This is a genomic window from Paenibacillus sp. cl141a, assembly GCF_900109305.1.
Lineage (GTDB): Bacteria > Bacillota > Bacilli > Paenibacillales > Paenibacillaceae > Paenibacillus_AQ > Paenibacillus_AQ lautus_A.
Genome location: NZ_FNZO01000013.1, coordinates 151,384 through 165,866, shown reverse-complemented (window position 1 = coordinate 165,866; position 14,483 = coordinate 151,384). Strand labels below are relative to the sequence as shown.

14 protein-coding genes are annotated in these 14,483 nt (G+C 50.5%); 11 read left to right on the top strand and 3 right to left on the bottom strand.

Going from position 1 to position 14,483, the window contains the following annotated elements; genetic code table 11:
* Nucleotides 1–11: 11 nt before the first annotated feature.
* Complete coding sequence (gene thpD / locus BMX45_RS26905; protein ID WP_090913352.1) at nt 12–920, top strand: ectoine hydroxylase; 909 nt, start codon at nt 12–14, stop codon at nt 918–920.
* Complete coding sequence (locus tag BMX45_RS26900; protein WP_090913350.1) at nt 917–1,447, top strand: DUF2179 domain-containing protein; 531 nt, start codon at nt 917–919, stop codon at nt 1,445–1,447. Before thpD ends, BMX45_RS26900 begins: the two co-directional genes overlap by 4 nt.
* Before the next feature lie 136 nt (nt 1,448–1,583).
* Here the strand turns inward: BMX45_RS26900 and BMX45_RS26895 are convergent, their stop codons facing one another.
* The gene (locus BMX45_RS26895) at nt 1,584–2,105 is read right to left on the bottom strand and encodes a DinB family protein (protein WP_090913348.1); all 522 of its coding nucleotides are present in this window, start codon (nt 2,103–2,105) and stop codon (nt 1,584–1,586) included.
* A 75-nt stretch (nt 2,106–2,180) separates the two neighbouring features.
* Entirely contained in the window at nt 2,181–3,140 is a 960-nt protein-coding gene (locus BMX45_RS26890; RefSeq protein WP_090913347.1) for a helix-turn-helix transcriptional regulator, read from the bottom strand.
* A gap of 97 nt (nt 3,141–3,237) precedes the next feature.
* On the opposite strand from BMX45_RS26890, the gene BMX45_RS26885 reads away from it, so the two are divergent.
* The 3 genes from BMX45_RS26885 to rnhA all read left to right on the top strand — a co-directional run bounded on the left by BMX45_RS26885 (nt 3,238) and on the right by rnhA (nt 4,918).
* Nucleotides 3,238–3,894 carry a hypothetical protein gene (locus BMX45_RS26885; RefSeq protein WP_254778285.1) on the top strand — a complete coding sequence of 219 codons (657 nt, stop codon included), beginning with the start codon at nt 3,238–3,240 and terminating at the stop codon, nt 3,892–3,894.
* 105 nt (nt 3,895–3,999) lie between these two features.
* Nucleotides 4,000–4,224 (top strand): hypothetical protein, encoded by a 225-nt coding sequence (locus tag BMX45_RS26880; RefSeq protein ID WP_009589514.1) that lies wholly within the window; start codon nt 4,000–4,002, stop codon nt 4,222–4,224.
* 28 nt (nt 4,225–4,252) lie between these two features.
* Nucleotides 4,253–4,918: a ribonuclease H gene (rnhA, locus tag BMX45_RS26875; RefSeq protein WP_090913343.1), complete on the top strand. Its 666-nt coding sequence runs from the start codon at nt 4,253–4,255 to the stop codon at nt 4,916–4,918.
* Between the two features lie 358 nt (nt 4,919–5,276).
* Here rnhA and BMX45_RS26870 read toward each other — a convergent pair whose 3' ends face one another.
* On the bottom strand, nt 5,277–6,155 hold the full coding sequence (locus BMX45_RS26870) for an AraC family transcriptional regulator (protein ID WP_081746329.1): 879 nt from the start codon (nt 6,153–6,155) through the stop codon (nt 5,277–5,279).
* Nucleotides 6,156–6,313: 158 nt separating this feature from the next.
* On the opposite strand from BMX45_RS26870, the gene BMX45_RS26865 reads away from it, so the two are divergent.
* From BMX45_RS26865 to BMX45_RS26840, 6 genes are all read left to right on the top strand, one after another.
* Nucleotides 6,314–7,048 (top strand): ThuA domain-containing protein, encoded by a 735-nt coding sequence (locus BMX45_RS26865; protein ID WP_090913341.1) that lies wholly within the window; start codon nt 6,314–6,316, stop codon nt 7,046–7,048.
* Nucleotides 7,049–7,335: 287 nt separating this feature from the next.
* Nucleotides 7,336–9,135 carry a cache domain-containing sensor histidine kinase gene (locus BMX45_RS26860; RefSeq protein ID WP_090913339.1) on the top strand — a complete coding sequence of 600 codons (1,800 nt, stop codon included), beginning with the start codon at nt 7,336–7,338 and terminating at the stop codon, nt 9,133–9,135.
* Nucleotides 9,128–10,363, top strand: coding sequence for a response regulator (locus BMX45_RS26855; RefSeq protein WP_090913337.1), 1,236 nt, complete (start codon nt 9,128–9,130; stop codon nt 10,361–10,363). The genes BMX45_RS26860 and BMX45_RS26855 overlap by 8 nt, the downstream gene beginning before the upstream one ends.
* Before the next feature lie 193 nt (nt 10,364–10,556).
* The gene (locus BMX45_RS26850) at nt 10,557–11,621 is read left to right on the top strand and encodes an ABC transporter substrate-binding protein (RefSeq protein WP_090913335.1); all 1,065 of its coding nucleotides are present in this window, start codon (nt 10,557–10,559) and stop codon (nt 11,619–11,621) included.
* Nucleotides 11,622–11,637: 16 nt separating this feature from the next.
* Complete coding sequence (locus tag BMX45_RS26845; protein ID WP_254778284.1) at nt 11,638–12,801, top strand: ABC transporter ATP-binding protein; 1,164 nt, start codon at nt 11,638–11,640, stop codon at nt 12,799–12,801.
* Complete coding sequence (locus tag BMX45_RS26840; RefSeq protein WP_254778282.1) at nt 12,785–14,476, top strand: ABC transporter permease; 1,692 nt, start codon at nt 12,785–12,787, stop codon at nt 14,474–14,476. The genes BMX45_RS26845 and BMX45_RS26840 overlap by 17 nt, the downstream gene beginning before the upstream one ends.
* Nucleotides 14,477–14,483: the final 7 nt, after the last annotated feature.

Below are 14,483 nucleotides of genomic sequence, written 5' to 3'. Positions count from 1 at the left end.
GATGATATGCGATGAGTAAAAATCATGCGTCGGCCCTTCAGGAAAAAGAAATGGACGTCTACCCTTCCAGAGTGCATGCGGAGCCCCGGATCTTAAAAAGGCAGGATCGGGTCGTACATTCGGAGTGGACGCCGGATGCGCCGCTAACGCAGGAGCAATCCGACTTCTACGAGCGCAACGGATATTTATTTCTGGAAGGCTTCTTTGATCGGGAGGAGCTTTCGCGATATCAGGAAGAAGCTCGCAGGCTGCAAATAACGGCACGGGAATCGGAGAAAGATGAAGTGATCCGGGAGCCCGGCGGAGACGAAGTGCGGTCGGTATTTGCCGTGCATGAGAGCCATGAAGTATTCAAGCAGCTCTCCCAGCATCCTAGACTCCTGGCGATCATGGAATACTTCTTGGGAAGCGAGACGTATATCCATCAATCCCGAATTAATTACAAGCCGGGCTTTACGGGCAAGGAGTTCTACTGGCACTCCGACTTCGAAACGTGGCATGTCGAGGACGGCATGCCGCGCATGAGAGCGCTAAGCTGCTCCATTGCCCTGGAGGATAACTATCCTTATAACGGGCCGCTTATGGTGGTGCCCGGATCGCATAAGGAATTCGTCGCCTGCATCGGCCAAACGCCGGAGGATCATTTCAAGGATTCCCTGCGCAAGCAGGAGTACGGCGTTCCGGATCATGACAGCCTGACGCGAATGGTGAAGGAGGGCGGGATCGACACGCCGGTCGGCAAGGCGGGCTCGATCGTGATTTTTGACTGCAACATTATGCATGGGTCGAACAGCAACATCACGCCGATGCCGCGCAGCAATATATTCATGGTCTATAACAGCGTGGAGAACAAGGTCAAGCAGCCGTATTCGGGCCAGAAGCCAAGACCGGAGTATATCGCCACCCGTGATTCTCTATGATCTCGCTGTCGCTGATCGGCTCCATCATCGGCATCAATGTGGTCTATGTCTCGATTTTTTCGCTGCGGCTGATCCTGATGATCAAAGGCAGGAGAGGGATAGCTTCCCTTCTGGCCATGCTGGAGGTATTCGTGTACTTGCTCGGCCTCAATCTCGTCCTGCAAAATCTGGACAATCCCTTTAATATGGCGGCCTACTGCCTGGGCTTTGGCCTAGGCGTGTATGCCGGCAGCCGAATTGAGGAGTATCTGGCACTCGGATACATCGTGGTGCAGGTGATCGTCAATTCCGTTGAGACGAACTTGGCCATGAACCTGCGGGATAAGGGATACGGCGTGACCGCTTGGGAAGCGGACGGCAAGGATGGCAAGCGGCTGGTGCTTCAAGTGCTCGTGAAACGGAAGAATGAGCGGCGGCTGATGGAGTCACTTTCCAAAATGTCGCCGCAAGCGTTCATTATCTCCCATGAACCGAAAAGCTTCAAAGGCGGCTTCTGGGTGCGATTGACGGAAGGCCGCAAATTGTAACAAGCGTATATATGGAATGCAGGATAGAAAGCCTGCTTCGGAACCGGGTTCTTGAAGCAGGCTTTTTGGTTTTTGTCGGGCAGATACCGGCTTGGAATTTCAGAGATCCTAGACTTCGCGGCTGTTCTGAGCGCCATCAGGCGAAGACGGGCTCCGGTTTATTCTGGTACCAAAAAAAAGCGTAATCGGTCATCGCGGAGGAGCTTCCGAGCTGGCGCAGCATGGCGGCAATATTTCCACGATGGTAAGTGCCGTGGTTCACGACATGCAGCAATATCTCGGACAGGCGGGTATCCCGAATGCCTGCATAAGGATTATCCAATCGGATCATCCGCTCCAGGTCAGGCTGCTGGCGGAGAAACGCAGCGTATCGATCCGCCAATTCGATAAACCGCAGGTTCAGGTCTTCCAGCGAAATCTCTTCAAGCTCTTCCCGGAGCTGGTAGGCCTCAGCCAATGCGGAGCCCATGTCCTTCCCGGAGAAAATGTTCATCCAGCCGAGATCCACCGTGTAGATATGAATCAACGCTTCCGATACGGTCGGAAAGACACTTGTGATGGTCCGATTGTACAATTCGCCAGGAAGTTCCAGCAGACGGTTGAATATGGCCTGGTTGGCCCATACATGGTATTCATACATTTTTACAGGATAGTTCATTAAGATCGTCCCCTTTGGCTTCGTGTTATTTCCTTCTTGGGAACATTGTAAATAAAAAAGTATGACAGCGGACTGTCATACTTTTGCGTACACTTGCAGCATGTTTTCTAATTTGGCTTGCATGCGGATCCTTAAGTCGGCCGGCTCCACAATCTCGATCTCCTCGCCAAAGCTCAGCAGGGTAGACCAGAACCACCAGGAATCCGGGTCATTGACCTTGAACGTGAGACGGAGCGAGCCGTCTTCATGAAATTCCCGCTGTACGTCATAGAATTGATCCATCGCTTTGGCCAGGGCCCCGGGGGACACGTGAAGCACGACTTCTACGGCATCGGGCGATAATTCCCAGTTGTGCCGTTCGCTCCGCTCATCTGGATGTTGCCCTTGAAGCTGAGGTCCATATGTGTGCTCCTCGGCATGCTGGCGCATAAAGGGCTCGGCGGAGGAGGACAGATCCGACATTCTCGAGATCCGGAATTCGCGGTAATCGTTCCTCGTTCTGCAGAAGCCGTACAAGTACCAGGATCCGAATTTATACATGAGTCGCAGGGGCTCGATTTTTCGATAAATGCGTTCATTCTTGGCGCTTATGTATTGAAAGGAGATCACATGCCTGTCCGTAATTGCGCGGCGAAGAAGACGAAGGATTTCGTTGTACGACCGCCAGCTCCCGATATCCATGGACAATCCCTGCGATGCGGAGTTGGCGGAACGGTCAATGGTCTGCAGGCGCTGAATCGTATCCAGGGCCCGTTCATCCTCGAACACCGTAGACATGCTGTGCAGGATGGTGATCAGGGCACTGACATCGTAGGAACCGAGCAGGTTTTTATCCATCTTGTATTGCTCCATAATGCCGTATCCGCCGTTGACCCCTTGATAGGATACGACCGGAATGCCGGCGGCGCAGATGGCATCGATGTCGCGGTAGATGGTTCGCTGGGACACGTTATATTTCTCTGCCAAGGCTGACGCGGACAGAATCTCATTGTTCAGCAGCATGTAAATCATGGATATGAGCCGCTCCAGTTTCATCGGTACACTCTCCTATCATAATTGGATCTATTCTCCAATGATTCCGTATTATATCATAGGTTTACAGGAGGGAGAGGATTTAAGGATGAGCCGGAACATGAAAAGTCTACTACTATTAGGGTTGATCGTATTATCGGTTGCGGGAATGTCCGCTTGCGGCGGCTCGGGTTTGTCGGAGAACGAACGGGAGCAGATCGTGAACCAGGTCGAGAAGCTGGAAACGGCGGAATATAAGCTGCTGCATTTTCAAATGGATTATCCGGAATATTTGGCCGAGGTGGGCGGGATTGTCAGTGAGTCTTACATGCAGGCTATGACCGACCGAATTATTTTCGGATATAACGAGAAGGAATATCGTGCAAGCGACATGATGGGAATGTCCGCCGAAGAGTACGAGAAGCATAAGGAGCATATGCGGGGGCTGGTCAAATCTTTGGGAATGAACGAAGAGAAGGCCTCGATTCTTATTTCGGACCCTTATGAGAGTGAACAAGGCGAGGAAGTGTTGGTATATGCATCGGAATCCAGGGAACTGAAAGGAAAAACGCTGACTCAAATGTACCGCAGGTATTCCCTGGATAAAACGGAGGGTTCCTGGGTCATCACCGCCGTGGAACAGGATAAGGTCACGATCGGGAGCAATGAGACGGAGACGGACGCCGCAGCGAAGCTGGAAGCACTGAAATACCGGACGCATGAGGGAGTGGACGTCAATTACCGGGATAAAATCCTCACGTTTGAGGGATGGGAATAAACGGGGGGTCAAATGGGTGGCGGAGTCCCGAGCGGCTCCGGTTCCATTCCCTTCGATTTTGCCGTACAATATAGGGAGTTCTATAATAGAAGGAGTGTGAGCCTCATGGCCCGTACCAAAACGCAAAAAGCGCTCCGCAAAGCGGAACGCGCCGGCATATGGTCAGCCGTCTCGATGAGAAAGACCAACGAGGATTATAGCGCGCTGTCACAGCATGTGAGAGTGAAGCCGACGAAACAGGAACAATTGAATAAGGTCAAACATCGAAAGCGGATCGGAGACGATGGCGCTTTTTTTGTTGGTTTCGGAGGATGTGATATAGTACGCTAGAGAGGTTAGTTCAGGATGGAGGTTTATGATGGCAAAGCAAAAATATTACGTAGTCTGGGTAGGCAAAGTACCCGGAATTTATACAAGCTGGGGCGAATGCCAGCAGCAGGTGAACCAATTTGCAGGTGCGAAATTCAAGGCGTTCGAATCCCGAAGCGAAGCGGAACAGGCCTATGCGGCAGGGTATAAAAATTACTGGGGGCAGTCCGGAAGCGGATCAGGCAGCTCGGGATCCAAGAGCAAGAGCTCTAAGCGCAGCAGCGCCTCCGCGGCCGAGGATCCGGGGGAGATTGATTATGACAGCATCTCCGTGGATGTGGGAACGCGGGGAAACCCGGGACCGGTGGAATATAAAGGCGTGGATACGCAGACGGGGGATATTCTGTTCTCGTGTGGGCCGATCCAGAAGGGGACGAACAATCTCGGCGAGTTCCTGGCGATCGTCCATGCGCTGGCTTATTTGAAGAAAATCGGCAGCACGAAAACGGTGTACAGCGATTCCATGAATGCGCTCAAATGGCTGAAGCAGAAGAAGGTGGTCTCCACGCTGCCGCGCGACGCGTCAACCAAAGAGATATGGGAGCTGGTGGACCGGGCCGAGCACTGGCTTCGAACCAATACATACGAGAACAAGGTGCTGAAATGGCAAACGAAGAGCTGGGGAGAGATTAAGGCTGATTACGGGCGCAAATAAAAGAATGATCCTGTCCCGGAATATGCGAAAAAATCCAAATCCCCGGATGTGGATAATTGCATTCTTTATAACGGATGGAGTCAGCATGAACTGTGCATAACCTATTCTTACGTTACTTTATACACAGAGTTATGAACATGATCCCCTTTCATACAGCGCAAGCTGCATTTTGGTCCCTGAATCCAGGGGAGTTATCCAGCGTTTGTGAACAAATGTGGAGAAGTGCAAGGATAACTCGGCGTTAAATCGCGGGAGGCGGCGGGTTATCCCCAAGGAAGGAGGGGCGCCGGAACGTTCGCTATGACTTATCCACGATACGCCAACCATGATGCCGGACGCTGGCCCCCCGGCCCCCGCCTTATTCCTTGTCGCGAACCTGCTTATAGTATTGGTTCGGCGACATGCCGACGTATTTTTTGAACACCTTGCTGAAATAAAAGGGATCATCCAGACCGGTCAGATATCCGATCTCCCCGAAGCTGAGATGGGTGGCCTCGATTAACTCTTTGGCATGATTGATCCGGACCTGATTCACATATCGCATGATCGTATGGCCCGTGAGCTTGGCAAACACCCGATTGATATAGTCATAGTTGCATTCGAAGCGCTGTTCGATATCCGAGCTGATGATTTTCTCGGCATAATGTTCGTGGATGTAGTCGAGCAGCGCATGCACTTTCATATAGGACTTGGTGTGCGGGCTGTTCTTCTCCAGTTCATCGAACAGGCTTTCGCGGGACAGTTCGATCAGCATTTCCATGAATTTGAGCGCGGTCAAACTGCGGTTAAAGTGCTTTCTTCTGTAAAGCTGCAGCATTTCACTGAGGGCATGGTACATGTGATGAAGACTTTTTCTCTGGGTTAACGTGCAGGTCTTCGGAAAGTACAGCGGCCTGCCATCATCCTTGCCTGCCGGCTGATTCTCGCTCATGATCCACTGCTTGGCCAGCAGGGATAAGGGCCGTTCGGGCGCCTGCTGAATATCGGGATGCTCAAAATGAATATAGTAGTAGTCGCAGGGATGCTTCTGGGTTCCCTCATGGTCCAGATGCGGCTCAAGCACCAGCATGTCGCCTTTTCGGAGCACATGGGATACGCCGTTCTCCCGCATGTGAAGCTCGCCGCTCTTCACGAAATACAGAATATGCTCGTGGGTGTTCCGTTTGAAATGAATCCAGGGGTTCTTATAGGAGACGAAGCCCATCAGTTTGATTCTAGGCACATAGTCAGCGTTCATCGATAGCACGAGTTCCACCCTCTCTCCTTAAAAAACGCGAAGTCGTTTTTGTACAAAAAGAGTAACTTTCACACATTCCCGTTCATTGTAACACAGCCTATACTTGGGTTGAATGTATAAGAGGTCTTTGGATTTCAATTTAAAGGAGGCCGCCATCCTTGGCTAATATCAATGTAACGGTATGGAACGAATACCGGCACGAAAGACATAATGAACAGATCGCTAAGATTTACCCCGAAGGCATTCACCGGACGATTGCCGATTTTCTGGGGAAGGATGCACAGTTCGTCGTACGCACCGCCGTGCTGGATGATCCCGAACACGGATTGACGGACGACGTGCTCGCTTCAACGGACGTTCTGATCTGGTGGGGGCATGTGGCGCATAGTGAAGTACGGGATGATATCGTGGAAAAAGTGCGCCAGCGCGTATTGGACGGCATGGGGATCATCGTGCTGCATTCCGGTCACGGCGCAAAGATTTTCCAGCGCCTTCTCGGCACGAACACCGGCGCACTGAAATGGCGCGACGACGGCGAGAAGGAACGGTTGTGGGTCATCGATCCCGGCCATCCGATCGTCAGCGGGCTCGGTGAGTATATCGAGATTCCGCAGGAGGAAATGTACGGGGAGCGTTTTGAGATTCCGGCGCCGGATGAGCTGGTGTTTGTCTCCTGGTTCGAAGGCGGCGAGGTGTTCCGCAGCGGCTGCTGCTACAAGCGCGGACGCGGCAAGCTGTTCTATTTCAGACCGGGTCATGAAGCGTTCCCTACCTATCATCAGCCTGAAATTCAGCAGGTGATTGCCAATGCCGTGGCCTGGGCGGCACCGATCCAAGGGGCAAAAGCTTCTTATGGCCGGGTATCTCCGCTGGAGTACAAAGCATTGATCTAAAGTTTTGCCTCGCTAGACGACATCCGTATGAGGGTTGAAGTACACCCCTTGGAATGGAGATTGGATTAAACCTTGGGTTTAACCGATGAAATTCTTAGGGGTGTATTTTTATTGGCTGAAGACATAGAGCTTATCCGATTTAATGGGCATGTCATTCGTAAACGGTAAAGCTGCAGAATCAGGGATCATCTCTGAGAGAAATCAGTATATAGGTGCCAGAGGATTGGTGCATCCGACATTTTATGCTATATTAATCTGAAATTCGAGTGAAAATGGGTGAGCCAGTCATGAACTATTGGATGGATCGTTTGCATGCCATGGAACTAAAGACTAAGCTGATGCTGCTGTTTCTTCTGATTGCGGTCATCCCTCTCGCAGTGTTAGGTATTTTCTCCATTCGTAAAGCCTCTAGTGAAATCCAGACCAAAGCCAATGAAATCATTCTGGAAAACCTATCTCAAATCAACTACAGCCTTAATTACTTCGTCGAAGATATTGAACAGCTGTCCATGTATCTGTACAGCAACAAAGACATTCAGGAGATTCTGTCCAAGCCGGCTGCTCGAAGCGTGGAAGAGAAAGACCGCGACCAGCAGACGGTCGCTGCCATTTTGAACAGCTTCCTCGGTTTTAAATCATGGGATATCCAGCTGTATGTGCTCGGAGAGAACGGAGACCGTTACTTTACGGGAAAATTTATACCAAGCTCCTATCTACGTTATAACGCGGATTGGGGGCTTTTTCGTAAAGCAAGGCTGGCAGGTGGCGATGTGGTCTGGGATAGCCATTATTCCTTGAAAAAATTCGAGGATTACGGGACGGTCCTCAGCTCTGGCCGATTGCTTAAGCAGATTGATACCGGCAAACCGCTGGGGTATTTCATCGTGGACATTATGGAGCCTGCCCTCGCGGATAAATATGAAAGGGCTTACCGGTATGACGGGGGAGAAGTGTATCTTTTGGATGACAAAGGATATATCATTTCTAGCCATCTCTCCAAACTGGAGGTCGGCACGCGCCTCGAGAAACCTTACCTTTCCACCATTCTGCAAGAAAGAAAGGGATTCTTCCGAATAATGGAACAGGATATTGAACATATGGTCATTTATGATACATCCGATACCCATGGTTTTAAATTGATCAATGTGGTTCCTATAAGCGCTTTAACCGGTGAGAGCGCCAGCATTCGCAATTTCACGATATTCATTGTCATATTCGGAGTGTTGATCTCTTACTGCACGGCCTTCTTGCTGTCCGATTACATTACCCGACCGCTCCACAAGCTGCGTCGACTAATGAGGCAGGTTGAGAAGGGAGACCTTGAGGTAACCTTCGATTCGAAGTACCGGGATGAGGTTGGTCATCTGGGCGGAAGCTTTAACCGGATGCTTCAGAGGATCAAGGAATTGATTAACCAGGTGTACGAGAAGCAGCTAAAGGTGCAGGAGGCGGAGATCAAAGCGATTCATGCCCAGTTCACCCCCCATTTTTTGTACAATGCGCTGGATTCCATTAATTGGATGGCGCGGATTCACAGGATCGAGGTGATCAGCAGCATTGCGGTTTCGCTGGGCAGCCTGCTGCGCTTCAGCATCCGGCGAGGAAATACCGTTATCCCCATTCGTGAGGATATGCAGCAAATTCGCAATTATCTGACAATCCAAGAAATTCGTTATCGGGATAAAATTACGATTTCGGTGGAGATCGATGAAGGCATTCTGGATTTATGCATCCCCAAATTGCTAATTCAGCCGCTGGTGGAGAATGCGATCAACCATGGACTCGAGATGAAAGCCGGTCAGGGTAGTCTGCTTATCTCCGGCCGATTGGCGGGAGAGCGGGTGCAGTTCGTGGTGGAGGATAACGGACTCGGGATAGCTCCGGATAAACTGCAGCGCATCCTGCTGGGAGAGTACGTTTCCGGTGAGGAGACCAGCACGACCGGAATCGGACTTCATAATCTCTTGCGGAGGCTGGAACTGCATTTTGGACATGCCTACGTTCTGCATATTGATAGCTTGCCGGGTCAAGGGACGAAGGTCAGTCTAAGTATACCGATTATACGGGAGGCGGTAAGCGATGTTTAAAATTCTGATTGCCGATGATGAATGGATGATCCGCGAAGGATTGAAGCAGACGATCAATTGGGAGGCACTGAATTGTGTTCTCGTCGGTGAAGCGGCGGACGGAGAACAGGCTGTGCAGCAAATTCAGGCGTTTCAACCGGATATTCTCATCTCTGACATTCGAATGCCCGGCATGGACGGTCTTGAGTTGGCATGGACCGCCCAGGAGTTCTGTCCAGAGCTGAAGGTGATTTTTCTTACCGGATTTGATGACTTTGTTTATGCCCAGCAGGCGATCAAACTCAAAGCCTCCGATTTTGTGTTAAAGCCGACAGATCCCGATACGTTGGTAAAGGCAATTGACAAGGTATGTAAGGAGCTTGTCCGGACGAGGCAGCATGCGAGCGTGATGGAGCAGCTGCAGAGTTGGAAAAGGGACAGGGAATCACTCGTTGTTCAGAAGCTGATTCATGACAGCATGCTCGGAATCACGGATACGGCCTCCTTGGAGATGCTGAAGGAATGGCTGGAGGAGACTGCCGGCTTACAGAAGATACGGGTTGCCGTGGTACAGATGGAGGAAGAAGGCGAGGAACGGCGGCATGAGCGGTGGCTGCATATAAAGGAACGGTTGTATGCCCGCATTTACGGTCCCTTGATTATGATAGATGAACTGCAAAGAGCGTGCATTGTTCCCGATGAAGAAGTGGCAGTGGGCATGTTGAAGGAAACAGTCACCGGATTTGGCAAAGCGCTGGTCTATGCCGGGGTAAGTCTCTCATATGGGGGGATTGAGCAGCTGGACCGAGCATATCAGGAAGCGTTAGAAGTTGTCAGGCATAGAGCAGCAAGTAAACAGAGCGGGGTGTCCGTATACGGTGACATCGAACATCTGGATAATGCTGCCGTGCATTTTGCCGAAGGGTTCCGGCAAGTAGAGGCGTATGTCCAGCATAATTTTAACGAAGATATCAGCCTGCAACAGCTGGCTGCCCGGTTTCACTTGAGCGAGGCGCATTTTAGCCGTCTGTTCCGCAAACGGCTTGGTGTAAGCTTTATAGAATATTTAACCCGGTTAAGAATGGAGCAGGCAAAGAGATTGCTGGGGGACGAGAATGTGAGGATTTATGAGGTTTCGCTTGCCGTGGGGTATCAGGATTCCCGTTATTTCAGTCAAATTTTTCGTAAATATACTGGAGAAACGCCGACGGAATATCGTAAAAGAATGCTGGAATCACATGGAATGTAATATTTGTGTAAGAAAATTGGATGAAGAAGGCCTTTGAAAGCTAAAGGGCTTCTTTTTTAAACGCTTACATTCACGAAATTAAGCAAAAAATTAAACATTTATGCAATTTTGTCTCGTTGAGAGGTGGAAGCCTGACAGGTATAGTAAATTCGTGGAAGGGAAAATAACACAAAAATAAGGGGGATACAAAAAAATGGTGAAAAGATGGCTTACCGCAATCGCTAGTGTGATCATTTTGTTAGGTGTTATTACAGCTTGTGGTGCTCCTGCGACCGAAGGCAAGGGGGAGTCCGATTCTTCGAATTCCAATTCGAATTCCAGCGCGGGTACGGGAAAGCTGACCATTTATTCGCCGAATGCAGCCGAAATCAACAACCCGATTATCAAAGAGTTTCAGGATCGGACAGGTATATCCGTCGATCTGATCTCCGGCGGTACAGGGGAATTGCTGAAGCGTGTGCAGGCTGAGGCAAGCAATCCGCTCGGGGATATTTTTTGGGCAGGAGGAGCCGATTCCTTGGCATCATTTAGCGAATATTTCGAGCCGTATCAAACAAACGAGAAGGGGGATATTTTCCCGGGCTATCTGGATCCGTCCAACTATTGGACACCGTTTAACGCTCTCCCGATGGTAATCACTTACAACAAAGAGCTGGTATCCGAGGATGAGCTGCCTGCATCTTGGGAGGATCTGCTGGATCCCAAGTGGAAGGGGCAGATTGCATTTGCCGATCCAGGCAAGTCGGGCTCCTCCTATACGCAATTGGTGACCATGCTGACGGCTTTTGGTAAGGATGACGAGCAGGGGTGGGAGTATGTCAAGAAACTTGTGGCCAATATGGACGGCAAAATTTTGTCGGGTTCCAGTCTGGTCCAACGCGCCGTACCTGACGGTGAGTTTGCTCTCGGCATCACACTGGAAGATGCTGCGCTGCGGTACATGGAAGGCGGCTCGCAGATCGGCATTATTTATCCGAGCGAAGGCACTTCGGCTGTACCTGATGGGGCTGCAATCATCAAAGGAACCAAAAATCCGGATGAAGCGAAGCAGTTTATTGATTTTATTGTCGGCAAGGATGTGCAGGAACTGGTGCAAAAGGAATTTAAGCGCCGCTCGGTTCGAGATGATGTAGAACCGGTGGAAGGCTTGCCTCAGACTGCGGACATCGAACTGGTTGATTACGACTTTAGCTGGGCTTCAGATAACAAAGAAGCCGTTATCAGTAGATTCAACGATATTATGATGGGCAAGGAATAGAGCATAGAGCACAAAGGTGGGGGGATGGCTGGCTGATCCGTGGGCAGTCGTCCTCTCGGATATGGAGGCATTCATGAGTCAAGTGGTATTCGATCATGTTACAAAATACTTTGGAGAGAACAAGGCGGTTAATGATGCGCATTTTTCAATAAACGAAGGGGAGTTTTTTACCCTGCTGGGACCGAGCGGCTGTGGGAAAACCACTCTTCTCCGAACGATTGCCGGCTTCTATAAACAAGAGGAAGGGGATATCTATTTTGGCAGCCGAGTCATTAATGACGTGCCTACCCATGAACGCAATATCGGGATGGTGTTTCAGAATTACGCGATCTTCCCCCATTTGAGTGTGTTTGACAATGTGGCCTACGGGCTTCGCGCCCGGAAAATTTCGAAACGGGACATCGAGATCCGGGTGATGGAAGCGCTGGAGATGGTGGAGCTGGCCGATCTCCGAGACAGGATACCCGGTAACATGAGCGGGGGACAGCAGCAGCGGATTGCTCTGGCAAGAGCCATTGTCATCCGTCCCGCACTGCTGCTAATGGACGAGCCGCTGTCCAATTTGGATGCCAAGCTCCGGGTGAAAATGCGGACCGATATCCGTCAATTGCAAAAGGAGCTTAATATCACCACTATTTATGTGACGCATGACCAGGAAGAAGCGCTCGCCGTTTCGGACCGGATCGCAGTACTGAACGAGGGAGTCATCCAGCAGATCGCTTCCCCGAGGGACATCTATCAATACCCCCGGAATCAGTTCGTGGCCAATTTTATCGGTACTTCCAACTTTCTGGAAGGAACCTGCACGTCTGACTCGGGCGGTGACGACGGGATCGGAACAATACGATTGCTAGGCAAAGAGACGCAGCTGCCAATCAAACAATCTTATTCAGGCAAAGTGATTTTTTCAATTCGTCCCGAGCGGGTGCAGATCAGCGCGGAACCAAGTCCCTCTTTTGCCTTTGAAGGAATCGTTCAAGCTGTCAGTTTCTTGGGCGATAAGGTGAGTTACTTAATGAAGCTTGAGGACGGGACCTTTATCGATGTACATGATTATCCGGGCAAAACCCTAATTCTGTTTCAGGAGAAGCAACGATTGTTTCTGGATTTTCAGCTTCAACGGTCCGTTATGTATGACAGCGTTGGCCTGGAGGTGATCTATCGTGCAGGCGAAGCTTAAGCCCGTCGGGTCTCCGACCGTTGGACAGCGTCTGCTGCTCAGAAGATGGGATTTCTGGACGTTTGTAACCGTATGTGTGTATATCTTCATGCTGGTGTTCATTATTTACCCGCTGGTGTCCCTGCTGTTAAACAGCTTTATCGGCAAGGACGGGAGCATAACCCTGCAGAACTACCTGGATTTCTTTCAGCTCAAGTATTACCATCAGGCTCTGCTGAATAGCTTTCTTGTATCCGCGTTGGCAACCGTGCTGGCGATTCTGATCGGCACCCCGCTAGCCTACATCGCAACAAGATACGACATCAAATGCAAAGGCTTGATGCAGATGATGGTTATTATGTCTCTGCTATCTCCGCCATTTATCGGAGCGTATTCATGGATTTTATTGATGGGCAATAACGGTTTTGTTACGAGGTTCATCCGGGAGTTGGGGATTGATATTCCTTCCATCTACGGCTGGCACGGGATTGTCATCGTATTTGCCCTGCAATTCTACCCTCATATTTTCCTGTATGTATCCGGTGCACTCAAGACGATCGATACTTCGTTGGAAGAAGCATCCGAGAGTCTGGGAATGACAGCATGGAATCGTTTGCGAACCGTGACGCTGCCGCTCATATTTCCTACGCTGTCGGCAGGGGCACTGATGGTATTTATGGCTTCATTTGCCGATTTCGGCACGCCAATGCTGCTTGGGCAGGGCTATAAAGTGCTGCCGATTCTGGCCTACGAACAATTTATCAGTGAGATGGGCGGCAACCCCGCAATGGCGAGCACACTGAGTGTGGTCATGATCTTTTTCTCAACAGCCGTTTTGTTTGGTCAGCGGTATTTTGTATCCCGCAAAAATTATTCCATGACCGGCATGCGAACGCCGACGGTGAAGAAGCTGAAGCGGATGCCGAAGGTTCTGTTGACCGTGCTGGCATTTATTCCAGCCTGTATATCCATTATGCCCCAGCTGACCGTGCTTGTGACCTCTTTCCTTGCGAAAAAGGGACCGGTGTTCCATAGCGGATTCAGTCTAGACAGCTATAAAGAAGTGTTCTTCCGAGTGCCCAAAGCGATCATGAATACGTACTCTTACTCTGTGTTGTCCATCATCGTCATGGTTATTGCGGGCATGCTCATCGCTTATATTCTCGTGCGGCGAAGGTCCAAATTCACGGCTTTTATCGACGGCATCATTATGATTCCCTATATCATGCCGGGCACCGTGCTTGGTATAAGTCTGATCATTGCCTTTAACAAGCCGCCGATAGTGCTGACCGGAACATGGATTATCCTTGTCATTGCCTACGTGATACGAAAAATCCCGTACACGATCAGGTCGAGTACGGCGGTTCTTCACCAGCTGGACCGAAGCGTGGAAGAGGCTTCGATCAGCCTTGGCGTGCCGCCGATGAAAACTTTCTTCAAAACGACGGGCCGGCTGATGGCGCCGGGCGTTATATCCGGAGCCATCCTCAGCTGGATTACAACGATTAATGAATTAAGCTCCACGCTTGTTCTGTATTATGGAGCAACGGCGACCATATCCGTCACGATCTACAGTGAGGTTTTTACCTCCAATTACGGCACCGGTGCCGCACTTGCCTCTATTCTTACGGTGACTACGCTTATATCGCTGCTGATTGCGAACAAGTTGTCGGGCAGCAAGGGGTTGTCCTTGTAACTTATGC

Coding starts and splice junctions, on each gene's coding strand:
- thpD (WP_090913352.1), top strand. CDS start 12: ATGAGTAAAAATCATGCGTCGGCCCTTCAGGAAAAAGAAATGGACGTC.
- BMX45_RS26900 (WP_090913350.1), top strand. CDS start 917: ATGATCTCGCTGTCGCTGATCGGCTCCATCATCGGCATCAATGTGGTC.
- BMX45_RS26895 (WP_090913348.1), bottom strand. CDS start 2,105: ATGAACTATCCTGTAAAAATGTATGAATACCATGTATGGGCCAACCAG.
- BMX45_RS26890 (WP_090913347.1), bottom strand. CDS start 3,140: ATGAAACTGGAGCGGCTCATATCCATGATTTACATGCTGCTGAACAAT.
- BMX45_RS26885 (WP_254778285.1), top strand. CDS start 3,238: ATGAAAAGTCTACTACTATTAGGGTTGATCGTATTATCGGTTGCGGGA.
- BMX45_RS26880 (WP_009589514.1), top strand. CDS start 4,000: ATGGCCCGTACCAAAACGCAAAAAGCGCTCCGCAAAGCGGAACGCGCC.
- rnhA (WP_090913343.1), top strand. CDS start 4,253: ATGGCAAAGCAAAAATATTACGTAGTCTGGGTAGGCAAAGTACCCGGA.
- BMX45_RS26870 (WP_081746329.1), bottom strand. CDS start 6,155: ATGAACGCTGACTATGTGCCTAGAATCAAACTGATGGGCTTCGTCTCC.
- BMX45_RS26860 (WP_090913339.1), top strand. CDS start 7,336: ATGAACTATTGGATGGATCGTTTGCATGCCATGGAACTAAAGACTAAG.
- BMX45_RS26855 (WP_090913337.1), top strand. CDS start 9,128: ATGTTTAAAATTCTGATTGCCGATGATGAATGGATGATCCGCGAAGGA.
- BMX45_RS26850 (WP_090913335.1), top strand. CDS start 10,557: ATGGTGAAAAGATGGCTTACCGCAATCGCTAGTGTGATCATTTTGTTA.